Origin of the sequence: Pseudomonas sp. PWP3-1b2, from assembly GCF_049896045.1 — a bacterium.
Taxonomy (GTDB): Bacteria; Pseudomonadota; Gammaproteobacteria; order Pseudomonadales; family Pseudomonadaceae; genus Aquipseudomonas; species Aquipseudomonas antarctica_B.
This window is the reverse complement of the sequence record NZ_JAFCTN010000031.1, coordinates 20570-46569: the sequence shown is the minus strand read 5'-3', so window position 1 is coordinate 46569 and position 26000 is coordinate 20570. Positions and strand designations below refer to the sequence as shown.

General features: G+C 61.4%; 21 protein-coding genes. 20 read left to right on the top strand and 1 reads right to left on the bottom strand.

The window, feature by feature from the left end; all coding sequences use genetic code 11:
- Position 1 precedes the first annotated feature (1 nt).
- The 12 genes from glnE (at position 2) to ACP7A2_RS19420 (ending at position 15106) form a co-directional block, all read left to right on the top strand.
- A complete protein-coding gene (gene glnE, locus ACP7A2_RS19475; protein ID WP_426135520.1) occupies positions 2–2941 on the top strand; it encodes a bifunctional [glutamate--ammonia ligase]-adenylyl-L-tyrosine phosphorylase/[glutamate--ammonia-ligase] adenylyltransferase in 2940 nt (979 codons plus the stop codon).
- Positions 2942–3158: 217 nt separating this feature from the next.
- Complete coding sequence (waaF, locus tag ACP7A2_RS19470; protein ID WP_426135519.1) at positions 3159–4193, top strand: lipopolysaccharide heptosyltransferase II; 1035 nt, start codon at positions 3159–3161, stop codon at positions 4191–4193.
- Positions 4194–4195: 2 nt separating this feature from the next.
- Positions 4196–5257 (top strand): lipopolysaccharide heptosyltransferase I, encoded by a 1062-nt coding sequence (gene waaC, locus ACP7A2_RS19465; protein ID WP_375066969.1) that lies wholly within the window; start codon positions 4196–4198, stop codon positions 5255–5257.
- Positions 5257–6381, top strand: coding sequence for a glycosyltransferase family 4 protein (locus ACP7A2_RS19460; protein WP_426135518.1), 1125 nt, complete (start codon positions 5257–5259; stop codon positions 6379–6381). The genes waaC and ACP7A2_RS19460 overlap by 1 nt, the downstream gene beginning before the upstream one ends.
- A complete protein-coding gene (gene rfaP, locus ACP7A2_RS19455) occupies positions 6378–7184 on the top strand; it encodes a lipopolysaccharide core heptose(I) kinase RfaP (RefSeq protein WP_426135517.1) in 807 nt (268 codons plus the stop codon). Before ACP7A2_RS19460 ends, rfaP begins: the two co-directional genes overlap by 4 nt.
- Positions 7184–7918, top strand: coding sequence for a lipopolysaccharide kinase InaA family protein (locus ACP7A2_RS19450; protein ID WP_426135516.1), 735 nt, complete (start codon positions 7184–7186; stop codon positions 7916–7918). The genes rfaP and ACP7A2_RS19450 overlap by 1 nt, the downstream gene beginning before the upstream one ends.
- The gene (locus tag ACP7A2_RS19445; protein WP_426135515.1) at positions 7915–8667 is read left to right on the top strand and encodes a lipopolysaccharide kinase InaA family protein; all 753 of its coding nucleotides are present in this window, start codon (positions 7915–7917) and stop codon (positions 8665–8667) included. The genes ACP7A2_RS19450 and ACP7A2_RS19445 overlap by 4 nt, the downstream gene beginning before the upstream one ends.
- The gene (locus tag ACP7A2_RS19440; protein ID WP_426135514.1) at positions 8667–10109 is read left to right on the top strand and encodes a lipopolysaccharide kinase InaA family protein; all 1443 of its coding nucleotides are present in this window, start codon (positions 8667–8669) and stop codon (positions 10107–10109) included. Before ACP7A2_RS19445 ends, ACP7A2_RS19440 begins: the two co-directional genes overlap by 1 nt.
- 585 nt (positions 10110–10694) lie before the next feature.
- Complete coding sequence (locus ACP7A2_RS19435; protein WP_426135513.1) at positions 10695–11681, top strand: sugar ABC transporter substrate-binding protein; 987 nt, start codon at positions 10695–10697, stop codon at positions 11679–11681.
- Positions 11681–13204, top strand: coding sequence for a sugar ABC transporter ATP-binding protein (locus ACP7A2_RS19430; protein WP_426135511.1), 1524 nt, complete (start codon positions 11681–11683; stop codon positions 13202–13204). Before ACP7A2_RS19435 ends, ACP7A2_RS19430 begins: the two co-directional genes overlap by 1 nt.
- Positions 13191–14183, top strand: coding sequence for an ABC transporter permease (locus ACP7A2_RS19425; RefSeq protein ID WP_426135510.1), 993 nt, complete (start codon positions 13191–13193; stop codon positions 14181–14183). Before ACP7A2_RS19430 ends, ACP7A2_RS19425 begins: the two co-directional genes overlap by 14 nt.
- Complete coding sequence (locus ACP7A2_RS19420; RefSeq protein WP_426135509.1) at positions 14180–15106, top strand: ABC transporter permease; 927 nt, start codon at positions 14180–14182, stop codon at positions 15104–15106. The genes ACP7A2_RS19425 and ACP7A2_RS19420 overlap by 4 nt, the downstream gene beginning before the upstream one ends.
- Here ACP7A2_RS19420 and ACP7A2_RS19415 read toward each other — a convergent pair whose 3' ends face one another.
- Complete coding sequence (locus ACP7A2_RS19415) at positions 15107–17188, bottom strand: TonB-dependent receptor family protein (RefSeq protein ID WP_426135508.1); 2082 nt, start codon at positions 17186–17188, stop codon at positions 15107–15109. It lies immediately after the preceding gene.
- 184 nt (positions 17189–17372) lie between these two features.
- Between ACP7A2_RS19415 and ACP7A2_RS19410 the strand changes: the two genes are divergently transcribed.
- The 8 genes from ACP7A2_RS19410 (at position 17373) to ACP7A2_RS19375 (ending at position 25999) form a co-directional block, all read left to right on the top strand.
- Positions 17373–17711 carry a YceK/YidQ family lipoprotein gene (locus ACP7A2_RS19410; RefSeq protein ID WP_426135507.1) on the top strand — a complete coding sequence of 113 codons (339 nt, stop codon included), beginning with the start codon at positions 17373–17375 and terminating at the stop codon, positions 17709–17711.
- 132 nt (positions 17712–17843) lie between these two features.
- Entirely contained in the window at positions 17844–19601 is a 1758-nt protein-coding gene (locus tag ACP7A2_RS19405) for a carbamoyltransferase family protein (protein ID WP_375069436.1), read from the top strand.
- A complete protein-coding gene (locus ACP7A2_RS19400) occupies positions 19585–20715 on the top strand; it encodes a glycosyltransferase (protein ID WP_426135506.1) in 1131 nt (376 codons plus the stop codon). Before ACP7A2_RS19405 ends, ACP7A2_RS19400 begins: the two co-directional genes overlap by 17 nt.
- Complete coding sequence (locus tag ACP7A2_RS19395) at positions 20715–21611, top strand: antimicrobial resistance protein Mig-14 (RefSeq protein WP_426135505.1); 897 nt, start codon at positions 20715–20717, stop codon at positions 21609–21611. The genes ACP7A2_RS19400 and ACP7A2_RS19395 overlap by 1 nt, the downstream gene beginning before the upstream one ends.
- A complete protein-coding gene (locus ACP7A2_RS19390; RefSeq protein WP_426135504.1) occupies positions 21608–23023 on the top strand; it encodes a PIG-L deacetylase family protein in 1416 nt (471 codons plus the stop codon). The genes ACP7A2_RS19395 and ACP7A2_RS19390 overlap by 4 nt, the downstream gene beginning before the upstream one ends.
- 59 nt (positions 23024–23082) lie before the next feature.
- On the top strand, positions 23083–23967 hold the full coding sequence (locus tag ACP7A2_RS19385; protein ID WP_426135503.1) for a DUF6625 family protein: 885 nt from the start codon (positions 23083–23085) through the stop codon (positions 23965–23967).
- On the top strand, positions 23964–25118 hold the full coding sequence (locus ACP7A2_RS19380) for a glycosyltransferase family 4 protein (protein WP_426135502.1): 1155 nt from the start codon (positions 23964–23966) through the stop codon (positions 25116–25118). Before ACP7A2_RS19385 ends, ACP7A2_RS19380 begins: the two co-directional genes overlap by 4 nt.
- Positions 25115–25999, top strand: a complete 885-nt coding sequence (locus ACP7A2_RS19375; RefSeq protein WP_426135501.1) for a glycosyltransferase — start codon at positions 25115–25117, stop codon at positions 25997–25999. Before ACP7A2_RS19380 ends, ACP7A2_RS19375 begins: the two co-directional genes overlap by 4 nt.
- Position 26000 lies beyond the last annotated feature (1 nt).

The following is a 26000-nucleotide window of genomic DNA, read 5'->3' as shown; positions in this document are numbered from 1 at the left end:
CATGAGCCTCCCAACGCTGGCCGAACTGCCGGCCATTCTCTTGCCATTTGCCCAGCGGGCCGAGCAGTCATTTCGTGACGCAGTGGCCGCGCTGGACGACGATCATGGACTTTCTGCGTGGACGCCGCAACGGTGGGCCGACTTCGCCCGCGTGTGCGCCGCCAGTGATTTCGTGATTGAACAGAGCGTTCGTGACCCTTTGATGTTGCTTGAGCTGGTGGCGTGGGGCGAGCTGGACCGTGGCTTTGCGCCCGGCGAGCTGTGCAGCCAGATCTGCGGCGTCGTGCAACAGGCACAAACAGAAGATGAATTGGGCCGCGTATTGCGCCGCCAGCGCACCCGCCAGCAGGTGCGCATTATTTGGCGCGACCTGACCCGTCAAGCCGACCTGGTGCAAACCTGTCGTGACCTCTCCGACATGGCCGACGCCAGCATCGACCAAGCCTATCAATGGCTGTATGAGCGCCACTGCGTGCAATTCGGCACGCCCACCGGTCGGCGCAGCGGCGAAGCCCAGCACATGGTCATCCTCGGCATGGGCAAGCTCGGCGCGGTAGAGCTGAACCTGTCGTCCGACATCGACCTGATCTTTGCCTACCCCGAAGGGGGCGAAACGGTGGGCGTAAAGCGTGCACTGGATAACCAGGAATTTTTCATCAGGCTGGGTCAAAAACTGATCAAGTCCCTCGACCCGATGACCGTCGACGGCTTCGTGTTCCGCGTCGATATGCGCTTGCGCCCTTACGGCTCGGCCGGTGCCTTGGTGCTCAGCTTCAACGCGCTGGAACAGTACTATCAGGATCAGGGTCGCGATTGGGAACGCTACGCCATGATCAAGGCGCGCGTGGTCGCGGGCGATCAGGTGGCGGGTGCGCACCTGTTGGATATGTTGCGGCCGTTCGTTTACCGGCGTTACCTGGATTTCTCCGCCATCGAAGCACTGCGCACCATGAAGCAGTTGATTCAGCAGGAAGTGCGGCGCAAGGGCATGGCCGAAAACATCAAGCTGGGCTCGGGCGGCATTCGCGAGGTGGAATTTATCGCCCAGGCCTTCCAGCTGATTCACGGCGGTCGCGACCTCAGCCTGCAACAGCGCCCGTTACTTAAAGTACTTGGCATGCTGGAGGGCCAAGGTTATTTGCCGCCGGCGGTGATTGCCGAACTGCGCAATGGCTACGAATTCCTGCGCTACACCGAACACGCGATCCAGGCGATTGCCGACCGGCAGACGCAAATGCTCCCGGACAGCCCTGAAGACCAGGCGCGCATTGCCTTTATGTTGGGCTTTGCCGACTGGGCGGCCTTCCACGAGCGCCTGATGCACTGGCGTGGCCGGGTGAGCTGGCACTTTCGCCAAGTGATTGCCGACCCCGATGAAGAAGAGGGCGAAGAAAGCGAGTTGGTGGTGGGAGGCGAGTGGTTGCCGCTGTGGGAGGAGTCCCAGGACGAAGACGCTGCCTGTCGTCAATTGGCCGAAGGTGGTTTCAGCGACGCGCCCAAAGCCCTCAAAGCCCTGGCCGGCTTGCGCGTCAGCCCGCAATTGCGGGCCATGCAGCGCCTTGGGCGTGAGCGTCTGGATGCCTTTATCCCGCGCCTGCTGGCCCAGTCCGTGGAGCACGCCAACCCGGACCTTGTGCTGGAGCGCGTGTTGCCGCTTTTGGAGGCTGTCGCCCGGCGTTCCGCTTATCTGGTGCTGCTCACGGAAAACCCCGGCGCACTTCGCCGCCTTTTAACCCTGTGCGCCGCCAGCCCGTGGATTGCCGAACAGATCACCCGCTTCCCGCTGCTGCTTGATGAGTTGCTCAACGAAGGCCGCCTGTTCAAGCCACCCCTGGCGCCTGAGCTCGCCGCCGAACTGCGCGAGCGCCTGACGCGTATTCCTGAGGATGACCTTGAGCAGCAAATGGAAGCGCTGCGACACTTCAAACTGGCCCACCGCCTGCGTGTGGCCGCCTCGGAAATCGCCGGCAGCCTGCCGCTGATGAAAGTCAGCGACTACCTGACCTGGCTCGCCGAAGCCATCCTCGAACAAGTGCTGGCCCTGGCCTGGCGCCAGACCGTGGCGCGTTACGGCTCGCCGCAACGGTTGGACGGTAGCGTGTGCGACCCTGGGTTCATCATTGTCGGTTACGGCAAAGTCGGCGGCATCGAATTGGGCCATGGTTCGGACCTGGACCTGGTGTTTATCCACGACGGCGACCCTCAGGCTGAAACCGACGGCGCCAAGCCCATCGACGGCGCGCAGTTCTTCACGCGCCTGGGCCAGCGCATTATTCACCTGCTGACCACCCAGACCAACTCCGGCCAGCTCTATGAAGTGGACATGCGCCTGCGACCTTCCGGCGCCTCGGGCTTGCTGGTGAGTTCGCTTGGGGCGTTTGAGCGCTATCAACAAAATGAAGCCTGGACCTGGGAACATCAGGCCCTGATCCGCGCGCGGGTGTTGGTCGGTTGCGCGGACGTGGGCCATGCGTTTGAGCAAGTTCGCGCCAGGGTTTTGGGACGCGAGCGGGATTTGGCAACGCTGCGCCAGGAGGTCAGCGAGATGCGCGCCAAGATGCGTGACAACCTGGGTACCAAGAGCACGGCGGCCGGTACCGGCGCCAATGCTTTCGAGGCCACGGCAGCGTTCGACCTCAAGCAGGACGCCGGAGGTATCGTCGATATTGAATTTATGGTGCAATACGCGGCTTTGGCGTGGTCTGCCCACCATCCATCGTTGCTGCGCTACACCGACAATATCCGCATTCTGGAAGGCCTGGAGCAGGTGGGGTTGATGCCCGCCGCCGACGCCCATCTGTTGCGCGAGGTGTATAAGGCCTACCGTTCCGCCGCGCACCGCCAGGCCTTGCAAAACGAGGCCGGCACGGTTGCCGGGGACCAGTTTGCCGACGAGCGGCGCCAGGTGATGCGGGTCTGGAAGGAACTGGGGTTAAGTTGAAACTTGATTAAATGTGGGCGCGGGCTTGTGTGGGAGCTGGCTTGCCTGCGATGCAGACACCTCGGTTTATCAGTGGCACCGAGTCGATGCAATCGCAGGCAAGCCAGCTCCCACATCAACAGGCTCCCACACAACACTGTTACCGGGCTAACCGTGACCTACAGTCATTATCGAGGCGGGGAGGCATTAGCCTCCCCGTATCGTTTGTGGAAACTACATGAATATTCTGATCGTTGGGCCCAGCTGGGTCGGTGACATGGTGATGGCACAGACACTGTTTCAGTGCCTGCGCATGCGCTATCCAGACTGCCAGATCGACGTGCTCGCCCCCGAGTGGAGCCGGCCGATCCTTGAGCGCATGCCCGAAGTGCGTCAGGCCTTGAGCTTTCCGCTCGGCCACGGCGCGCTTGAGCTGGCGACCCGTCGTCGCATCGGTAAATCCCTGGCCGGCCAATACGACCAGGCGATCCTGTTGCCCAACTCGCTCAAGTCGGCGCTGGTGCCGTATTTTGCCGGCATCCCCAAGCGCACCGGCTGGCGCGGCGAGTTTCGTTACATCCTGCTCAACGACGTGCGCACGCTGGACAAGACGCGCTACCCGCTGATGATCGAACGCTTCATGGCCCTGGCCTACGCGCCGGGTGCCGAGTTGCCCACGCCTTACCCGCGCCCCAGCCTGCAAATCGACCCGGTGAGCCGCGATGCGGCCCTGGCCAAGTTCGGTTTGATGCTCGATCGCCCGGTAATGGCGCTGTGCCCGGGCGCCGAGTTTGGCGAGTCCAAACGCTGGCCGTCGGAGCACTACGCCAAAGTCGCCGAAGCGAAGATTCGCGAAGGTTGGCAGGTGTGGCTGTTCGGTTCGAAGAAAGATCACCCGGTGGGCGAAGACATCCGCCAGCGCCTGATTCCCGGCCTGCGTGAAGAAGCGGTGAACCTCAGTGGTGACACTTCGCTGGCCGAAGCGATTGATTTGCTGTCCTGCGCCGACTCGGTGGTGTCCAACGACTCCGGCCTGATGCACGTTGCGGCGGCCCTGAATCGCCCATTGGTGGCGGTGTACGGCTCCACGTCGCCGGGTTTCACCCCGCCGTTGGCCGACAAGGTTGAAGTGGTGCGCCTCGGGCTTGAGTGCAGCCCGTGTTTTGAGCGCACCTGTCGTTTCGGCCACTACAACTGCATGCGCCAATTATTGCCGCAGCCGGTAAATGAAGCCTTGCAGCGGTTGCAGGGCACTGCGGTCGAGGTTCGATAGTTTTGCGCGTACTGGTAATCAAGACCTCATCCCTGGGCGACGTGATCCACGCCTTGCCGGCCCTGACCGACGCCGCGCGGGCGATCCCCGGCATTCGCTTTGACTGGGTGGTGGAAGAAGGCTTTGCCGAAATTCCGACCTGGCACCCGGCGGTGGACCAGGTGATCCCGGTGGCGATTCGTCGCTGGCGCAAAAACATCTGGCAGACGCTCAAGAGTGGCGAGTGGCGACGTTTTAAACAGCGCATCCAGTCGACCAAATACGACCTGGTGATCGACGCCCAAGGCCTGCTGAAAAGCGCCTGGCTGACGCGTTATGTGCGTGCGCCGGTGGCGGGCTTCGATAAAAACTCGGCCCGTGAGCCGATCGCCGCACGCTTTTATTCCCGTCGCTTGGCCGTCGCCCGTGGGCAGCACGCCGTGGAGCGTTTGCGCCAGCTGTTCGCCGTCGCCCTCGGTTATGACCTGCCCAAAGCCCTGGGCGACTATGGTTTGAGCGTGGATAAACTGCTCGGCCTGCCGCCAAAGAAGCCCTTCGTACTGCTGCTGCACGGCACCACCTGGGACACCAAGCATTGGCCCGAAGCCTACTGGCGCGAGCTGGCCGAGCGCATGGGCAGCCTGGGTGTAGACGTGAAGTTGCCGTGGGGCAATGCCGCCGAAAAAGCCCGCGCCGAGCGCCTGGCCCAAGGCCTGCCAAACGCCGAAGTGCTGCCCAAATTGAACCTGGCTGGCGTGGCCCGTGTATTGGCGGGCGCGCGTGCCTGTGTGGCCGTGGACACCGGTCTCGGCCACTTGGCCGCTGCTCTGGATGTGCCGACCATTTCCCTGTTTGGCCCGACCAACCCGGGCCTCACCGGCGCCTACGGCAAGGGCCAGATTCACCTGGCCAGCGATTTTCCGTGCGCGCCGTGCCTGCAAAAGCACTGTACCTATCAACCAACGGCCGACGACCTGCGTCGGTTCGACATCAAGCGCGAGTCGCCGCTGTGCTTCACGCGCCTGAACCCTGAGCGTGTGGCAAGCCGACTGAGCACGTTGTTACTGGCTGAGGAGCTGCACTGATGCAACTGGCTTTTGTGTTGTACAAATATTTTCCCTTCGGTGGCCTGCAGCGCGACTTCATGCGCATCGCCCTGGAGTGTCAGAAGCGCGGGCATCAGATTCGTGTCTACACGCTGATCTGGGAAGGCGACATCCCGCCCGGCTTCGAAGTGCTGGTGGCGCCGGTCAAGGCGTTCTTCAACCATCGGCGCAACGAAAAACTCAGCGCCTGGATGGAAGCCGACCTGGCCAAACGCCCGGTGGACCGCCTGATTGGCTTCAACAAGATGCCCGGCCTGGACGTGTACTACGCCGCCGACGGCTGCTTTGAAGACAAGGCGCAAAACCTGCGCCATTCGCTGTACCGCTACTTTGGCCGCTACAAGCACTTTGCCGACTACGAGCGCGCAGTGTTTGCCAAGGATGCCAAGACCGAAGTCTTGATGATCTCCGAAGTGCAGCAGCCGCTGTTTATCAAGCATTACGACACGCCGCTGGAGCGCTTCCACCTGCTGCCGCCGGGCATCGCACAAGACCGCCGCGCGCCGCCCGATGCGGCCGAGATTCGCGCGGGGTTCCGCAAGGAATTCAACCTGCGCGACGACGAGCTGCTGCTGGTGCAAATCGGCTCGGGTTTCAAGACCAAGGGCGTCGACCGCAGCCTCAAGGCCGTGGCCGCGCTGCCGGCGGAATTGAAAAAGCGCACGCGTCTGTTTGTAATTGGCCAGGACGACCCCAAAGTATTCCAACTGCAGAGCGCCACATTGGGGCTGGGCGATAACGTGCAGTTCCTCAAGGGGCGCAGTGATATCCCGCGTTTTCTGTTGGGCGCCGACCTGTTGATCCACCCGGCATACAACGAAAACACCGGCACCGTGTTGCTTGAAGCCGTGGTAGCCGGGCTGCCGGTGCTGGTCTCGGCGGTGTGCGGTTACGCGCACTACATCACCGAGGCCGACAGCGGCCTGGTGCTGGATGAGCCGTTCGAGCAGGCGCAGCTCAATCAGTACCTGACGCAGATGCTTTCCGACACCTCACAGCGCGTGGCCTGGGGCCGCAATGGGTTGGCCTTCGCCGAGACGGCCGACCTCTACAGCATGCCGCAGCACGCGGCGGATGTGATTCTGGCGGAGCCAAAACGATGAAGTTGATTCTTGCCGAACCGTTCAAGACTTTATGGGCCGGGCGTGACGCCTTTGCCGAAGTCGAAAAACTGCAAGGCCAGGTGTTTCGTGAACTGGCGGCGCGCCGCACCTTGCGCACCGAGGTGGATGGCCGTGCGTATTTCGTGAAAATTCACCGTGGCATCGGTTGGGCGGAAATCTTCAAGAACCTGATCACGGCCAAATTGCCCGTGCTGGGCGCCGGCCTGGAATGGGATGCCATTCACCGCTTGCAGGAAATCGGCGTGCCGACCATGACCGGCGTGGCCTTCGGCGAAAAAGGCAGCAACCCGGCGGACCAGCACTCGTTCATCATCACCGAAGAGCTGGCCCCGACCATCAGCCTGGAAGACCTGACCGTCAACTGGCCAGCCGAGCCGCCGCCCCTTGCGTTGCGCCATGCGCTGACGGACGAACTGGCGCGCATGGTTGGCGACATGCACCGTGGCGGTGTGAACCACCGCGATTGCTACCTGTGCCACTTCCTGCTGGACACGTCCAAACCGATCGACGCCCGCGACATCAAGCTGTCGGTGATTGACCTGCATCGCGCCCAGATGCGTGCCCACTTGCCGCTGCGCTGGCGCGACAAAGATTTGTCTGCGCTGTACTACTCGGCGCTGGAAATCGGCCTGACCCGGCGGGACAAGTTCCGCTTCCTCAAAGGCTATTTCCGTCAGCCATTGCGCCAGATCCTCGCCGAGCAGTCGGCGTCCTTGAGCCTGTTGCAGCGCAAGGCCGACAAGCTGTATGCGCGCAAGCAGCGCCTGGGAGATGCGATCTGATGGCGGGTTGGAACCTGGAACCTGCTTACACCGCGTTGGCGGATGATTTCGGCAGCCTGGAGGCGGTGTTCGCCCTGCAAGGCGAGCGGCTGACTCGCGACCCGCTGTCGGAAGTGATCCGCGTGGAGCGTGGCGGGATCCATTACTACGTCAAGCGCTACGTCGGCGCCGGCAAAGGCCTTCGCCGCTACCTGGGCAAGCCGCGCGTCAAGTCCGAGTGGCAGAACCTCAAGCGTTTTGCCAAGTGGGGCATTCCCACCGCAGACGTGGTCGCCTGGGGCCTGGAGCGCAAGGGCCTGGCGTATCACCGCGGCGCGATGATCACCCGTGAATTGCCGAAAACCGAAGACCTGTCGGCACTCGCCGGCCGCCACGACGCCCGTCTGAAAGACCCCAAATGGGTCAATGCGATCAGCCGTCAGCTCGCCGAATACACGCGCACGATGCACGAGCATCGCTTCACTCATAACGACTTGAAGTGGCGCAACCTGCTGGTCGATGACCATCAGACGCTGTACCTGATCGATTGCCCCAACGGTGATTTCTGGCGTGGCTTCTGGCTCAAGTACCGGATTACCAAGGACCTAGCCTGCCTGGACAAAGTCGCCAAGTATCACTTGTCGGCCACCCAGCGCTTGCGTTTCTACCTGCAATATCGCCAACGCCCACACCTGTCGGCGGCGGACAAACAGCGAATTCGCCACGTGGTGAAGTTTTTCGAGGGACGCGAATGAGTGATTTCCTGGCGGCCGAAGACCGCGCTCTGCTTGAGCGCCACGGCCTCGCAACCTTCGACGCCCTGTGGGCTCGGCAACTGGACGCGGTGGACGAACCCAATACCAGCGAAGGCGGCTGGAGCAGCGTGTTTCGCCTGGAGCTTGAAGGCCAGGGGTACTACCTCAAACGCCAGAGCAACTACCTGACGCGCAGCTTGCACAGGCCGTTTGGCGAGCCCACGTTCGCCCGCGAATTTCGCAATATCAGCCGTTACCAGACGCTCGGTATTCCCGCGTTGCAGGCCGCGTTTTTCGGTGAGCGCAAGGTCAGCGGCGAGCGCCGCGCGATGCTGCTGACCCGTGCCCTGGACGGCTGGAATGATCTGGATTCGTTGCTGGAGCAATGGTCGCAACTGAGCGACGCCCAGCACCGCGCGATCCTGCTGGCGTGCGGCAAGCTGGCCCGCGACCTTCACCGCGTGGGGCAGGTGCACGGCTGTTTTTACCCCAAGCATATTTTCCTGCAGGCGGCCGGTGCGGGTTATGCCGCGCGGTTGATCGACCTGGAGAAAACCCGACCACTGTTGTTTGGCTGGCGTGATCGAGTCAAAGACCTGGAGCCACTGCTGCGCCGTGCGCCGCAGTGGACGGACGCGCACATTCGGCAATTGCTGGCCGCTTACATTGAACAGCCTGAGGACAGCGCGCTGGTGGATGTCTGGCACCGCCGCCTGACGGCCCGTCGCAGCCAAAAGGGGAAACGCTGATGCGTTTATCCGCACTGAAAAACGCCGGGCGCACACCCGATCTGCCCCTGACCCTGGAACTGGCGGATGCCGCCGGCACAGGGCAATTGCAACTGCTCAGCCTGCTGCGCGTATTGCCGGGCGAGCGCTACGTCGGCGCCGCCGTCTGGCGCGGTCGCCCGGTGCTGGCCAAGTTGCTGGTGGGCGGCAAAGCCGCACGGCATTTTCAGCGTGAACTCACTGGCGTCCGGCTGCTGGCCGAGCAAGGGCTGACCACGCCGCAGTTGCTGGCCGATGGCTTGGAGGAAGGCGAGGGCGGCTGGCTGCTGTTCGACTTTATTGAAGGCGCCAAAAGCCTTGCCGATGCCTGGCAGGCAGTCGAAGGGCTGCCGCCGCTGGCAGACGAACAAACCGCCGTACTTGCCGAAGCACTCGGTGCGATTGCGCAGATGCACGCCAAAGGGCTGTGGCAGGAAGACTTGCACCTGGACAACCTGCTGCGTCAGGACGGCATGTTGTACCTGATCGACGGCGCGGGTATTCGCGTTGAAGAGGCGGGTAAGCCGCTTTCGCGTAACCGCGTGCTGGAAAACCTCGGTGTGTTTTTTGCCCAGTTGCCAAAAAATCTTGAGCCGTTTACCGAAGAACTGTTGGTGTATTACCTGCTGAGCAACGGTGAGCATGCGTTGCCGCTGGAAGCCCTGGAAAAGCAGGTGCGTAAAGTCAGCGCCTGGCGTTTGAAGGACTTTCTGAGCAAGGTTGGCCGTGAATGCACGCTGTTCAGCGTGGTGCGTGGTGCCTTTGGCTTGCGTGCGATTCGGCGTGAGGAAGTGGCGGCGATGTTGCCGGCGCTGGCGCAGGCAGATGCATTGCTCGATCAGGGGCATTTGTACAAGACCGGCGGTGCGGCGACGGTGGCCAGGGTTGAAGTCGCGGGGCGGCCGTTGGTGATCAAGCGCTATAACATCAAGGGGTTTGCCCATTGGCTCAAGCGGTTCTGGCGGCCGAGCCGGGCCTGGCATTCTTGGTGTGAGGGTAATCGTCTGGCGTTTTTGGGGATTGCTACGCCCACGCCGTTGGCGGTACTGGAGAAGCGCTTTTTGTGGCTGCGCAGTCGGGCTTATCTGGTGACTGAGTATTTGCCGGGGCCGGATATTATTGAGCGGTTTGCGCCTTACGTTGAAAGTGGGGAGGCACCGGAGGCTGAATTGGTGGCGTTGGATCAGCTGTTTGCGCAGTTGATTCGGGAGCGGATCAGTCATGGGGATTTCAAGGGGCATAACCTGTTTTGGGCGGGGGATCGGTGGTCCTTGATTGATCTGGATGCCATGTGTCATCACGGGTCTTTGGCTGGATTTGCGCCTGCGTATGTCCGGGATCGGGCGCGGTTTATGCGTAATTGGCCGGTCGGGAGCGCGCTGTATCAGGTGATTGATCAGCGGTTGCCTTTGGCGGTTGGTTGAGTACATATCCGTTGCTGTGGTAACGGCTAACCCGGCGTCCTGCCGGGTTAGTGGTTGAATCAGAAGCGCTGTTTTTTCCAGAGCAGATTGCGTTCTCCCAGACAAAATGGAGATCCACTGTGGGAGCGGGCTTGCTCGCGAATGCGGTGTATCAGCCACCACATTCATCACTGACCCATCGCCTTCGCGAGCAAGCCCGCTCCAACAGTTTTGACCGAGTAAGACCTCATCATCTCCATACACAAGCCAGCTCCCACAAAAAAGCCAGCCCCACACCGAGCCACAGCGAGGTGTCGAGTGGTGGGGCACAGACCTTTTGGTTACTTTTGGCTGGGCCGGCTTCCGGGCGTTTGCCAAAAGTGACCCGCTGTAAGAGCGGAACCATAAGCCGCCATCACGCAATAACGGATATGCCCCCACAACTGTTGCCTGAACAACAGCAATCAAGCAGTTCATACACAATTGCGACATGCCGCCCATTCTAGAATGTTTATATCTACATGATTTTTATAAAGAAAAATCCTGGCACGAGCTCTGCAATACCCCTGGCCAACCCCTTCCCCAGGTCGCCCAGCGGAGCCCCATATGCCCTCCACCCCCAACACACTTTCCCGTTTAATCTATCTAAGCGCCGCACTGCTCCTGGGCCACGCGACCCTCTCTCAGGCCACTGAAGACACCACCACCGTCCCCTCACTCGCCGGCAAGCGCATCGCCGTCAGCATGACCGGCACCAGTCACTATTTCGACATCAAAGCCTTCCAGGCCCAGGTCGACGAAATCAAACGCCTGGGTGGCACCCCGATCACCCTCGACGCCGGGCGTAACGACAAAAACCTCGTCACCCAACTGCAAACCGTCGTCACCCAAAAGCCCGACGCCGTCATCCAGACCCTCGGCACCCTCAGCGTTATCGACCCCTGGCTCAAGCGCATCAGCAAGGCCGGCATCCCGCTGTTCACCATCGACGCCCCGTCGCAATACAGCCTCAACAACACCACCTCCGACAACGTCGCCACCGGCAAGGAACTGGCCGAGCAACTGATCAAGGACGCTGACGGCAAAGGCAAGATCCTGGTGTTCAACGGCTTCTACGGCGTGCCCGTCTGCGCGATCCGCTACGACCAGTTAAAGCTCGCGCTCAAGGACCATCCGCAACTGGAAATCATCCAGCCCGAGCTGCGCGACGTAATCCCCAACACCGTGCAAGACGCCTATTCCCAAGTGTCGGCCTTGCTCAACAAGTACCCGAAGGGCAGCGTCTCGGCGATCTGGTCGGCGTGGGATATTCCGCAGTTGGGCGCGAGCAAGGCGTTGATCGATGCCAAGCGCACCGAGATCAAAACCTACGGCGTCGATGGCACCCCGGAAGTGTTGGCGCTGCTCGGCCAGGCGGACTCGCCGGTTGGCGCGGTAGTGGCGCAGCAACCGGCGTTGATCGGCAAAACCGCCGTGCAGAACGTCGCACACTACCTCGCCGGTCAGCGCGATTTGCCGAAGGAAACCCACGTGGCGACCTTGCTGACCACCGCCGCCAACCTGGCGCAGGTTCAGCAATTGCGGGGTGACTGATGACAGCGTTGCACCTGCAGCATCTGCACAAACGCTTTGGCGCCACACGGGCGCTGGATGACGCAAGCCTCAAGGTCGAGCGCGGCACCATTCACGGGCTGGTCGGTGAAAACGGCGCGGGCAAGTCGACCTTGATCAAGATTCTCGCCGGTATCCACAAGGCTGATGCCGGACAGGTGAGTATCGACGGCCAGGCCTATGCCTCGCTGTCGCCGCGCCAGGTGGACGGGCTGGGGGTGCAGTTCATTCATCAGGAGCGTCTGTTGCCCGCCAGTTTCACCGTGGGCGAAGCGCTGTTTTTCGGGCATGAGTTGCGCCGTGGTCCCTTCGTGGATCGACGCCGCCAACAGCGTGAAGCCGAGCGTTTGCTGGTGGAATATTTTGACCTGCAATTGCCTGCCGGCGCGCTGGTGAGCGAACTGAACAGCGCTGAGCGCCAGGTGCTGCAAATCACTCGCGCGCTGATCCGCAAGCCGAAGATTTTGGTGTTCGACGAGCCCAGCGTGGCGCTGGTCAAGCGTGAGGTCGACCAGTTGCTGCGCATCGTCAAACGCTTGCGCAGCGAGGGCTTGTCGATCCTTTACATCTCTCATTACCTGCAGGAAATCGACAGCCTGTGCGATGAAGTCACCGTGTTGCGCAATGGCCGGGATGTGGCGGTAGTGGAGCCTCGGCACACCTCCAGCGCCGAGATTGCGCGGCTGATGGTCAACCGTGAAGTGCAGGAGATGTACCCCAAGGCGGCAGTCGAACCTGGCGAACCGTTATTGCAGGTGCGCGGGCTGAGCCTGGCGCGGCGTTATCACGGCATTGACCTGGACGTGTGCCGCGGCGAAATCGTCGGCCTTACCGGGCTGGTCGGCTCGGGGGCCAAGGCATTATTCAAGACGCTGTTTGGCGTCGAAAAACCTGACAGCGGCAGCATTCATCTTGAAGGGCGCTTGTTGCGCTTGCGTTCACCTGGCCAGGCGATTGCAGCGGGGATAGCACTGGTGCCGGAGGAGCGCCGTACACAAGGCATTTCTCCCGTTTTGTCGGTGCTGGAAAACCTCACACTCGCGGGGCTCTCCCGGTTCACGCGCTGGGGCTTGTTGAGCCGCCACAAGGAGCAGGCGGAAAGTGCCCGTTTGATCGAGGCGTTGGCCATCAAGGCGCCCGGTCCTCATGCCGCTGTCAGCCAGCTCAGCGGTGGCAACCAGCAGAAAGTCGCCCTGGGTAAATGGCTGAGCCGGCGCTCGGCCGTGTACCTGTTGGATGAGCCGTGTGTGGGTGTGGATGTCGGCGCCAAAGTAGAGATTTACCGCTTGATCGGACGGCTGGTGGAGGAGGGCGCTGCGGTGCTGGTGCTGTCCTCGGACCTGCCGGAATTGCTGGGTATCAGTGATCGCATTGTGGTGCTGCATCGCGGAGAAATCGCCGGCGAGTTCCGCGCAGGCGAGGCTGACAGCGATCAGTTGCTAGCCTGTGCCACGGGCGCGGCGCCCGTCTCGACGGCGCTTGTGCGGGAGGTTGAACATGCTTGAAGTCGCCCCGTCGGGGTTTTCGCAACGCCTGTGGGTGTTGCTGCTGCGCCGAGGTTCGGTGGGCGTATTCCTTGCGATCATGTTGGGGTTTGCCGTGACGGCGCCTAACTTTTTGTCGGTGGGTAACCTGGCGAATGTGTTCAGCCAGTCGGCCATCCTCGGCGTGCTGGCTTTCGGGCTGACCTGCGTGATGATTGGCGGCGGCTCGAACGTGGTCGCCGGTGGCCTCGACCTTTCGCTCGCGGCCAATCTAGGGCTGTGTGCCGCCGTGTTCAGCCGCCTCAACAATGCGGGCCTGGAGCTCTGGCTGACATTGCTGCTGACCTTGGGGTGTGGCCTGGCGGTGGGTTTGTTCAACGGGCTGGCCGTGGTGGTGTTGCGTTTGCCGCCGCTGTTGGCGACGCTGGCGAGCATGAATGTAGTGGCCGGTTTGGAGCTGGTGCTGACGGAAAATACCGTGGTGTCCACCGATTCGCCGGTGCTCGACCTGCTCAGCGGTGGCGCTTGGCTGGGCGTGCCTGCGTTGGCCTGGGTGCTGCTGGTGACGGCGGGGTTGCTGACCGTGTTGATCCAGCATTCGGCCTACGGGTTGCGCCTGCAAGCGGTGGGCGAGTACCCACAGGCAGCCGAGGCGGCGGGTTTGCGCGTGCCAGCCTACGTGCTGTCGAGTTACCTGTTGGCCGGCCTGTGCGCGGCGGTGGCCGCGCTGTGTTCGGCGGCGTTTTTCAGCGGCAGCACCACCGGTTCCGGCGACATGTTGCTGTCGGTGGTGGCGATCGCTTTTTTGGGTGTGGTGTTTTCCCGGCGGCTGGTGGCAAGCATTCAGGGCACCTTGCTCGCGGCCTTGTTGATCGGTTTTCTAATCAATGGTTTTCAACTGCTTAATGTCTCGAGTTTCTGGGTCAACGGCGTGCAAGGCGTGTTGATCCTGTTGGTGGTCGCGGCTTCCAGCGCATTGAATAAAGGGGCGAGTTCATGAACCTGCGCGCCCTGCTGCCGCTGACATTGCCTGTGGTCTTTGCTGTCATTGTGGTGCTGTTTGCCGTGCAGGCACCGGGGTTTTTGAGTGCCGGCAACCTCAAAAGCCTGGTGCTGAATAACTTCGTGTTGCTGGCGATTGTCGCCATCGGTATGACCTACGCGGTGGCGGCCGGTGGTATGGATTTGTCGGTGGGCACAGCGCTGGATTTCGCCAGTTTCAGCTTTGTGGTGCTGCTCAATGGCGGGCATGGCTGGGCCTTTGCTGCCACTGGCGCTTTGGGCGCCGCGCTGCTGGTGGGCGCGGTGAATGCCGGGTTGATCGCCGGGCTGCGGATCAGCCCGTTTCTGGCGACCCTGGGCACTTTGTTTATCGGCACCAGCGCCCAGCAATTGCTCTCGGACGGCGGCCAGCCGATCTATATCAGCCAAGGCCTGAAGCCTGAGCTGGCCGGGCTGACGCCGTTGCTGATCGTAGTGGGTTTGGCGGTGTTTTACGGCCTGGCGTTGGCGCGCGGGCGCCTGGGCCGTGAACTGCTGGCCCAGGGCACGCAGCCGCTGTTGGCGTATTACTCGGGGTTGTCGGTGCGGCGCATTGTCACCGTCGTGGCAGTGGCCACGGCCTTGGCGTGCGGCGTGGCTGGCGTGCTGCTCAGCGCAACGGTGAGTGCCTACGTGCCGCTGTCCGGCAACGCGTTTTTGCTGAACGCGATTGGTGCGGTCTTTATCGGCACCACCCTCAGCCGGCAAGGTCGCGCGAATATTCCCGGGACCTTGCTGGGCGTGCTGTTTATCAACGTGATTGCCAACGGCTTGCTGCTGATCGGCTGGAATTTCTATTGGCAGCAGGTGGCGACCGGTGTGCTGATTTTTGCGGTGCTGACCTTCAGTTTTGCCAGTCGCCGGGTGTTGGAGAGTGCTTGATCAAAACTGGTATTCGGCACCCGCCCCGGCGTACCACGAACGGCCCGGCGCGGCTTCGTAGTAACGCCCATTGCCGTCGCCGACGATCACCGAGCCGACGTACTGGCGGTCCAGCAAGTTATCCAGGCGCAGGGTCTGGTGGAAGGTCCAGTGCTCCACCTTCTGTTCGAAACGCGCGCGCCAGTTGAACACGCTGTAGCCGGGGGCGGCGTGTTGGCTGTTGGTGTCTTCGACGTAGACCTTGCTGCGGTACAGGCCTTCGAGGGCGGTGCTGACCCAGTCGCGGGGCTTCCAGTTGAGTTCGGCGAACAGCGTGGTTTGCGGGACGCCGGGGAGGTAGTTGCCCTTGTCGATTGGAGTGTTGCCGCCGCTGACGAAGTCGCTGTCATAGGTGGCTTGCAGGCGGGTGTAAGCGAGGTGGGTGCTCCACTGTTCGCTGAGTTGGCTTTCGAGGCCCAGTTCAAAGCCGCGCCGTAACGTGCGCCCAGCGTTTTGGTAGGTGGTGCGACCGCCGCTGGATTGCTGCACCACCAACTCGTCTTCGGTGGTGATCTGGAACACGGCGGCGTTGAGGCGCGTGTCCTGGCCGAGCCTGGCCTTGAGCCCCACTTCATACTGTTTGCTGACTGACGGTTTGAGCGCAAAGTTAAAGCCGTTGACGCTGCTGGAATACGCCGACTCGGCCTGGGTCGGGGTTTCGAAGCCTTTGCCCGCGCTTACATAGCCATGCAAGTCCGGCGTGAAGGCGTACATGACGCTGACCGACGGCGTGTTTTTCTGATACGTCTTGTTGCCGCTGTCGTTACCGTCGCTGAGGAAGTGGTCGTCAACATCCATCTTCATGGTGCTGTGGCGCAGGCCGGCTTGCAGGGTCCAGTCGCCCAGCAGCCAGTTGGCTTGTACGAACGGGTCGAGGCTGGTGGCGGTGTCGATTTCGTCGCGGCCCAGGGCGCCTTTGACACCGTGCACGCCGTTCAGGGTGTTGGAATAGCCTTGGCGATCATCACTGCTGCGGTCGTAGTCGAGGCCGGTGATCAGGGTTAGGTCGCCGGGAGCGCTGGTGATGGGTTGCAGCCAGTGAAGGGAGCCGCCGTAGAACGTGCGGTCGAAGTCCACCACGCCGCCGCGCTTGTCTGCTGGGCTGCCGCCTGGAATCGACAGGTACTGAATCACGCTCCGTCGGCCCGTGTACGCATTCACCTGCAGCGTCGCATCGCCGAAATACCGCTCGTAATTCATCCCGAGTTGCTGATGATCGATGCTTTTTCGCGTGTTGTACGTCAGCGCAGCCGGAGCCACCGAGCGCGGGTCGGCCTTGTACGCCGCCCAGGTTTGCCCCAGCGGGTCCTGAGTGCCGTTCTGCTCCAGGCTGCTGTAGATCAGTGCCAGCTTGCTGTCGTCGTCCGGCTGGACGTTGAGCTTGGCGAACGTCTGGTCGCGGCGGGCGCTGCTGTGGTCGCGGTAGCCGTCGGTGTCCATGCGCGAGGCGTCGAGCACAAAACCTGCGCCATTGGCCGAGCCTTCGGCGGTCAGGTGGTTCTTGTTCAAGCCATCACTGCCCACCAGCGTTTCAGCGCCGATGCGCGGCGGGCCTTCGCCGTCGCGGGAAAACATCTGGACCACCCCGCCAGCGTTGCTGCCGTACAACGTGGCCGCCGGGCCGCGCAGCACTTCGATGCGCTCGGCGGTGTCGAGGTTGAACGTGGCGGCCTGGCCCTGGCCGTCCGGGGTGCTGGCGGGGATGCCGTCGGCGATCAGCTTGATGCCGCGCACGCCAAACGCCGAGCGGGCGCCAAAGCCTCGGGAGGAGATCTGCAGGTCCTGGGCGTAATTCTGACGGTTTTGCACCACCAGGCCCGGCACGCGGGACAGGACCTCGGAGGCGTTGATGCCGAGTTGGCCGTCGCTGATTTGCTCATGGCTGATGCTGTCGACCGAGTAGGGCAGGTCGAAAGTCGGGCTGGCGCTGCGCGAACCGGTGACGACGCTGGGGTCGAGCGTCAACGTGGCCTCTTCGGCCAGGGCGGTACAGCTCAAGCCTAAGAGCATCAGGGCCAGAGGGGTGGTTGCGGATGTATTCATCGGGGAGCCGGATCAGTGGAACTGCGCGGGTGACAGGCGTCAACGCGGGGAAAAAACCGAGTTTACCGGTTACTCCCGTTCTTTTGCCGAAAAAGAAGGTTCCTACTCTGTTTTGGGTACTTGGAGGCTGTGGGTGCCAGGCCAGGGTGTTAGGTTTGCGCCTTTCCCGTGAGGCGAGGCAACTATGAAAGTAACAAAAATGGCAGGCCTGCTGGGCTTGATGGGCGGTTTTCTGCTCATGGGCGGCTGCGGTACGGTGACCACGGTGTTTCGAGGGGACAACGCCACGGTTCAAAGCCTCAAGGCGAAAAAAACCTATTGTCAGTCTGTTCCGCGTGTCTACAGCGGCCTCGCCTATGACTTGTGCGTGTTGCATGCGCCGCCGAGTTCCGCGACCGGGGTGTCGTTGAACAGCGTGCCCTGGGCGTTCATTGATGTGCCTGTCTCCGGTGTTCTGGATACGCTCATCCTGCCTTACACGATCTACCGGCAAAACGTCGACGGCAGTATCGAACTTCGCTAGTCCTCGCGGCTAACAGCTTCCTGGTGCTTTTACGCTATAATCCCGCCCTTTAGCTGTTTCCTGCCCAGGCGGGAAGCACACTTTTTTCAGGCGCGACCCGCCTGCATGCAGACTAAAAGAGGCTAGACCCCTGTGGCATTGACGATTCTTGGCCTGTCCGGCGCCCTTAGCCATGATCCTTCCGCAGCCCTGTATATCGACGGCAAGCTGATCGCGGCCGCCGAAGAAGAGCGCTTCGTACGCGACAAACATGCAAAGAACCGCATGCCCTACGAATCGGCGAAGTTCTGCCTGGAACAGGCCGGCATCAAGCCTTCCGACGTTGACGTGGTGGCGATCCCGTTTGCCCCGATCAGCCTGTTCGGCGAGGCGCGCTGGCACTACGCCAAGCGTTACTGGTACGCCCCGGACCGCGCCCTCGACGCGATCCTGATGGGCAACCGTCGCTACAAGCGCTACCGCAACAAGATCGTCTGGTGCCTGGAGCAACTGGGCTTCGATCCGAAGAAAATCAAGATCGAACCGGTTGAACACCACCTGGCCCACGCCTCCAGTGCCTACCACTGCTCCGGCTTCCAGGAAAAAACCGCGATCCTGGGCATCGACGGCAAGGGCGAGTACGCCACCACGTTCTTCGGCTACGGCGAAAACGGCAAGATCCACAAGATTAAAGAATTCTACGATCCGGACTCCCTCGGCGGCCTGTATGGCGCGATCACCGAGTTCCTCGGTTTCGAGATGCTCGACGGCGAGTTCAAGGTCATGGGCATGGCGCCGTACGGCGATGCCAGCAAATACGATTTCTCGCGCCTGGCCTCCTTTGAAAACGGCGAGCTGGTGATCAACACCGACTACGCCAACGTCATCGGCCTGCGCCGCTACAAAGAGAAGGGCAAGGGTTTCTACTTCTCGCCAAAACTGATCGAGTGGCTGGGCCCAAAACGCGAAGGCGACATCGCCGACGAGCCGTACATCCACTACGCGGCCAGCATGCAGGCGCTGTTCGAGAAGCTGGCGTTGCAGATGATCGACCACTACCTGGGCGACATCCTCAAAGACACCGGCAAGCTGGCCTTCGCTGGCGGTTGCGCGCTGAACGTCAAGCTGAACCAGAAAATCATCGCCCGTGACGACGTGAAGGAACTGTTCGTGCAGCCTGCGTCCGGTGATGCGGGTACTGCGGTGGGCGCGGCGGCCTATGTGTCCCACGCCCGTGGTGTGCCGGTGGAGAAGATGGAACACGTCTACCTCGGCCCGTCCTACAGCAACGAAGACGTGATTGCCGCGTGCGCCAAGCATGCGAGCAAGCCCAAGTGGCGCCAGATCGAAAACATGCCCAAGCGCATCGCCAAAATCATGGTCGACGGCAACCCGGTGGCCTGGTTCCAGGGCCGCATGGAGTTTGGCCCGCGTGCCCTCGGCGGTCGTTCGATCATCGGTTGCCCGAGCGCCACCGGCGTGGCTGACCGCATCAACCACCAGATCAAGTTCCGCGAGCGCTGGAGGCCTTTCTGCCCGTCGATGCTCGACACCGTGGCCCCGCTGATGATCAAGGTCGATCACCCGGCGCCGTTCATGACCTTCACCTTTGAAGTGTCTGAAGAGTGGAAAACCCGCGTGCCGGAAGTGGTCCATGAAGATGGCACCTCCCGCGCCCAGGTGCTCAAGCGCGAATACAACCCGCGCTACTACGACATGATGAAAGAGCTGGAAGTGCTGACCGGCAACGGCGTGTCGCTGAACACCTCGCTCAACCGTCGTGGTGAAGCGATGATCTGCTCGCCAACCGACGCGCTGAACATGTTTTTCGGCTCGGACCTTGAGTACCTGATCATGGAAGACATCCTGGTCGTCAAAGACGGCGTGGACCCTTATGACACGGTCGGCTGAACGTCACGTCCTGCAGTTCTGCCACGGCTATGACGGGCCGTTTCTGGATTGCGCGCGACAGTACGCGAGCCTGTTCGCAGGCTCCGGCTACAAGGTGACGACGGTGTTTCTCACCGGGGTCGCCGACCCCGATGTCGCCGCCGGTTGTGCCAGTGATGAAGTGTTGTTCATGGAATTCAGCTCCAAGGCCATTCGTGGCCTGAAGCTGGGGGCCATCCGTGAGCTGCGCAGGATTGCCGCATCGCGCAATTTCAGTTTCTGCATCGCTCACCGCTTCAAGCCGATCTATATCGCCCTGCTGGGCACGCGCCTGCCGGTGATCGGTGTACATCACGCGTTTGGTGACTACAAGCGCGGCACCCGCAAACTGTTCGCGTCGATTTTTCGCAAGCGCCTGAGCCTGCTCGGTGTGTCTGATGCGGTGCGCGATGACATGCGTCGCTGCCTGCCGGCTTGGCCTGCGGCGCGCATCCAGACCTTGTATAACCGCATCGACGTTGAGGCCATGCAAGCGCTGCAGGTGCCGGCCGAAGCTGCGCGGGATGCCTTGGGGTTGTCGCCGGATGAATGGGTGGTCGGTAACGTCGGCCGCCTGCACCCGGACAAGGACCAAGCCACGCTGATCAAGGGCTTTGCCCGTGCATTGGCGCATTTGCCGGCGCAGAGTCGTCTGGCGATCCTCGGCACCGGGCGCCTGGAAAAGGACCTCAAGGCCCTGGCCCGCGAGCTGGATATTGCCGACCGCGTGCTGTTCCTTGGCCAAGTGCCGGACGCGCGCCGGTATTTCCGTGCGTTCGATGTGTTTGCGTTGAGTTCCGACCATGAACCGTTTGGCATGGTGTTGCTCGAAGCCATGGCCGCTGGCGTGCCGCTGCTGGCCACCTCCTGCGGTGGCGCCCGGGAAGTGGTTGACGGTGTGGGGATCCTGTTTCCCTTCGGCGATGCCGACCACCTGGGCCAAGGGCTTCGGCACCTGGCGGCGATGGACCGTCAACAGCACCAGCAATGTGCCGAAATGATGCTGGAGCGCCTGCACGCGCGGTTCTCGGATCAGGCGGTACGCGCGACGTTCTGGCAGTTGCCTCACGTCATCGAACTGACCGCGAGGGCTTGATGCTCAATCGATTCCAAGGCTGGCGCGAGCGTGGCTGGTCCGTCGTTGATGCCTCCACCTACAGCGCTGCCTGGCAGCGTTTTGGTGGCAGTGTGGCGACCCATCCGCAGGTGGTCGAGCGGCTGGCCGGGCTGGCTGAAATCCCCGTGCGCTATCTGGCGTGGGAGCAGGGCGGCGAGCTTAAGGCGAGCATCGCCACCTGGGGCCAGGATCTGGCTTTGTCCAAAGACGTGCTCAAGCGTCAGGGCAAGAAAGGCTTGTTTGACCTGGGCAATGCCGAGCTGATCCTGCCCGCCGCTGCCGATGCCCAGGTGCCGCTGCGCCATCGCGGTCGTTACTTGTCGGCGCTGAATGAAGGCCGGTTTGCCGGTATCAAGCTGCAGACCGAACAGTTGGCCATGGCGCGCAGCCCTGAAGAGCTGTCGAAAAAGTTTCGCTACAACCAGCGCCGTGAGCTGCGTTTGCTCGAGGAAGCGGGTGGCGTGGTGCGTGCGGTGCAGGAATTTTCCAGCGCTGAGCTGGCGGCGATCTACTGCGATCTGTTCCAGCGCCGCTGGGGTTTTGCCGCCACCGGCGCCGAGCACATGGCGCAGGTCATCGAGTTATTGCGCGAATGGCTGATCGGTTCGGTGATTTTCCTTAACGATGCGCCGATTGCCATTCAGTTGGTGTACCGCGTTGAAGCGCCGCAGTGGGTCAGCGTCGAGTACATCAACGGCGGTGTTGACCCCGAAACGCGCGCGTTCAGCCCGGGCAGCGTGCTGAGTTTCCTCAACACACAAAGTGCCTGGGAACAGGCGCGGGCAGTCGGCAAGCCGCTGCGGTTTTCGTTTGGCCGCGCCGACCGTGAGTACAAGGACCGTTGGTGCAACCCTGTGCCGGTATTCAAAACATGAGTGAGTCCGTGAGCCGCAAGCAGGCGCTGCTAAAGCGCCATCGCCGCCACAAACGCATCAGCCTGCTGGTGGGGTTGTTGCTGTTGGTTGCCGTAGGTGTGCTCGTGGCCTGGTGGTTGCCGCTGGTGCTGGCGGTGCTGGCCTGGGTGGCGCATGAAGCCTGGTTTGCCGATCACCTTTTCTACTCGCCCAAAGACGACTATCAGTATCAATTTGCGGCGGACACCGAGCAGCCTGAAGTCAGCCTGGAGCAGGGTCGCTTGGTGCTCAGCCAGCCTTTAAAGCTGGACGGCGATGAAACGCTGATCCTGGCGCTGCGCCTCAAGAGCAATTGGCTGGGCCGCTTTATCGATCCGTTCATTGCCTTGCCCGACGGTGACCGTCAGGTGTTCGAGCGCGGCGTGAATGGCTTGCGCTACCTGAACCTGACCGGCCAGGCGCAAGCGCTTCTCGATGGGCAGTTGCTGCTGCGCAGTCGCTTCTGCCGCGTGCAGGGCTCGCCCGTTTTGTCTGTCTTCCGCCAACCCGACGTGCGCCGGCAGCGGGTGATGGTGATTGCCCCCCACGCCGACGACGCCGAGCTGGCAGCCTTTGGCCTCTACTGCCAGGCGACGCAACCCTGGATCGTGACGTTGACGGCCGGCGAAATTGAAGCCGAACACTATCAGCACATGGGCCTGAACAAGCCCGAGGCGGCGCGGCTCAAGGGCCGCTTGCGTGCCTGGGACAGCATTGCCGTGCCGCGTTGGGCCGGGGTGGCGCAGGAGCATTGCGTGCAGTTGGGGTATTTTTGCCTGCAGCTGGCGGCGATGAAGGCCGAGCCTGACCGGGCGGTAGCGTCCCGGGAAGCCGACCTGGATGATATTCGTGTGTTTCGCCAGTTCAACCCGTTCACGTTGCCAGCGGATGCTGACGGGCGACCGACCTGGAACAACCTGCTGGCTGATCTTCGCGCGGTGCTGTTGATGGCGCGTCCGGAGGTTATCGTGCTGCCTCATGCGGTGCTGGATCCGCACCCTGACCATATCTGCGCTCAGCAAGCCGTGTTGGAAGCATTGCAGGGGCTCGAATGGCAGCCGACCACGTTGCTGGGTTACGCCAACCATTTGCATGACAATGACCGCTGGCCGATGGGCGATTCGGGTGCTGGTATCGCTTTGCCACCATGCTTTGATTCAACGTACACTTTTCAGCCTTATTGCCTGCCGATATCCCAAGAGCAGCAGTGTGACAAGGCGATGTCGCTTGGCATGATGCATGACTTGCAGCCGAGGATGCCGTTTAAACGGCGCGTTCGGCGTGTCATTCAGCGCCTGTTGGCGGGCAGAGCCATCTCGCCCTGGGGGGAGAACGAGTTCTTCCGCAAAGCCATTCGGCGCCATGAACTTTTTTGGTTCATCAACCATAAGTAACGTAACGCAACGTGTTGGAGCGAAGAGCGCTCCTGCCTCAATGACAGTGAGTCTCCAGAGTGATCAATCAGCGCCCTCGCATTCTTTTCATTATTCCTTACTTTGGCCGCTGGCCATTCTGGATGCCTTTTTTCCTCGAAAGCTGCCGGCGCAACGCGGACATTGACTGGCTGCTATTCAGCGATTGCCCAATGCCCAAAGACGTGCCGGACAACGTCAAGATTGAAAGCATCACCTTTGCCGATTACTGCGCGCTGGTTTCGCAGCGCCTGTACATCAACTTTGCGCCTCAAGAGCCTTACAAGTTGTGTGACATAAAGCCGGCACTGGGGCATATCCATGCGGATCGCCTCGATGGCTATGATTTCTGGGCGTTTGGCGACCTGGACCTTATTTACGGCAACCTGCGCAATTACTTCACCGCCGAGCGATTGGCCGGCTACGACTTGTTTTCGACCCATGAGCGCCGGGTCGCCGGCCATTTGTGCCTGATGCGCAATTCCGCCAGAAAACGGCATGCGTTCATGCAGATCAAGGAATGGGAAGCGCGTTTCACCGACCAGGCGCATCATGCGCTGGATGAGGGTGCGTTCAGCCGTATTTTCCTGTGGCGCAAGAATTTCCCGAAACCGTTGTTCAATCTGGTGGGCATGCTCAATCCCTGGCGTCGACGCAGTGAGTTCACCGAAGCGTTCAGCACGCCGGGTGGCGTCATCAAATGGCATGACGGCAGTGATCGCTTCCCTCATCAATGGTTCTGGAACAACGGTCGGCTGACCAATGACAGGGATGGCGAGCGGGAATTTCCGTATTTCCATTTTGTCTGTTGGAAGCGTAATCAGTGGTCGTTATTACCGTCGCCCAGCGACGAGTACGTTGAGGCGCTCGCTGCGCAACCCTCTTGGGTTATTGATGCCACAGGTTTCCATCGAGGAGAGTTATGAGTCGGCGTTTCAAGGTTCTGCAATTGCAGCCTGACTACAATGTTAAATCCCATGACTTTGCCGACCTCGCCGAGCAGATCGTCAAGGCATTGCCGGCAGACCGCTATGAGGTCACGGCAGCGTTCCTGCGTGGCCGTCCTGGGCCCGGGGCGCCGGTCAGCCGCGCGGGCACATCGGTCTACTTCGAGTTTTCCGACAAGTCCCTCAAAGGCTTGAGGCTGCGCGCCATGTGGCAGCTGTACAAGTTCTGCCGCCGGGAAAAGTTCGACGTCGTGGTGTGCAACCGCTTTAAGCCGGTCAACATGATGTTGCAACTGAACCGCTGGTTGGAGATCCCGCTGTGTATCGGCATCTCCCACGGCTTCGGCGAGTATGACCGTCTCTACCGGCGCAAGCAGGCGCAGCGCTGGATCGACGAACACTGGCGTTTCGTCGGAGTGTCACCTGCGGTCAAACAGTACCTGCTGGACTGCCAGTGCGGCTTTACTGACAGCAATACGTACGCCATCACCAACGCCATCGACATCGAGCAGGCCGAAGCCCTGCAGCATTCGCGCGAACGTGCGCGCGAGTTGCTCGGCATCGACCCTTCGGTGCGTCTGATCGGCGCGTTGGGGCGCCTGGTGCCCGTCAAGGGCCACACCTATTTGTTGCAGGCGTTCGCCGCACTCAAAGACAAGTACCCCACAGCACAACTCGCCATCATTGGTGCGGGGCGCGAGGAATCCAACCTGGCCGCGCAAATCCAAAGCCTTGGTCTGGACGGGCGTGTGCATTTATTGGGTTTCAAGGAGAATGCCTTGCAGTACGTGCGCGCCTTCGATATTTGGGCCATGCCGTCGCTGGCGGAAGGCCTGGGCCTGGCGCTGCTGGAGGGTATGAGCGGCCGCCTGCCGGTGATCGCTTCAAGCGTGCCGGCCATGCTTCCACTGATTGAGGGAGCAGGTGGCCTGGCGGTTGAGCCGGCCAATGTCCCCGAACTGACGCGGGCGCTGGACACCTACCTGGCGCTGTCCGCTGAGGCGCTGGCGCAGAAGGGCGAACAGGCTTATAGGTACCTCCAGGCGCAGCACGACATTGAGGTCTTCCGTCAGGAATACCTGGAGCTGATTGATTCCGGATTGGCTCAAGCACACGGGAGCAATGTATGAACCAGCATCAGCCTTTGGTCACCGTGATCATCGCGTCTTACAACCATGCGCCCTACATTGAGGACAGCATCCTCAGCGTCCTGAACCAGACGTACCCCAACATCGAATTGCTGGTGATTGACGATGGTTCGACAGACGACAGCGTCGAGCGCATTCGCCGGTTACAGGAACATCACACCTTCGATTTTCGCGTGCAGCAGAACCAAGGGCTGACCAATACGCTCAACGGTGCCATTGCACGGTCCCAGGGCCCGCTGATAGTGCCGTTCGGCTCCGATGACATTATGTTGCCCGAGCGCATTGCGACCCAGGTGGCCTATATGGACGGCAAGCCCGAGGTGGGGATTTGCGCGGGGAACATCGAACTGATCGATTCCCAGGGTGAGCTGTTTCCGGAAAAGCGTCAGCGTCGGGATGTGCCTTTCCGGCGCTTGGACTTCGACGACTTGTTCATGGAACGCAAGCCTTATCCGCCTGCGCCCACGCTGATGATTCGCCGCGAAGCGCTGGAGAAGGTCGGCGGTTTCGACCCTGAAATCCGTCTGGAAGATTTGCTGATTGAATTGAAAATTACCCACGCCGGGTATTTCATCGATGGTTTGAACGTGGTCATGGCGCGCTACCGCAAGCACGCCACCAACTCGTACAAGAATCACCGCTTTATGATCGACAATATTCTGCGCTCGTACGCGTTGTTCAGTGACCATCCGCAATACGACGAGGTGCGTTACAAGTTTCTCAGTTCCATGTTCCTCAAAACGTCCAATCGCAATCGCGCGTTGGCGCGGGAGCTGCTCGCGCAGATTCCGTTTCGGGCATGGAACAAGAAAACGTGGCGGGGCTTGATGCGGCTGTATTTTTCCCCGCTGGAAAAAGGCTGAC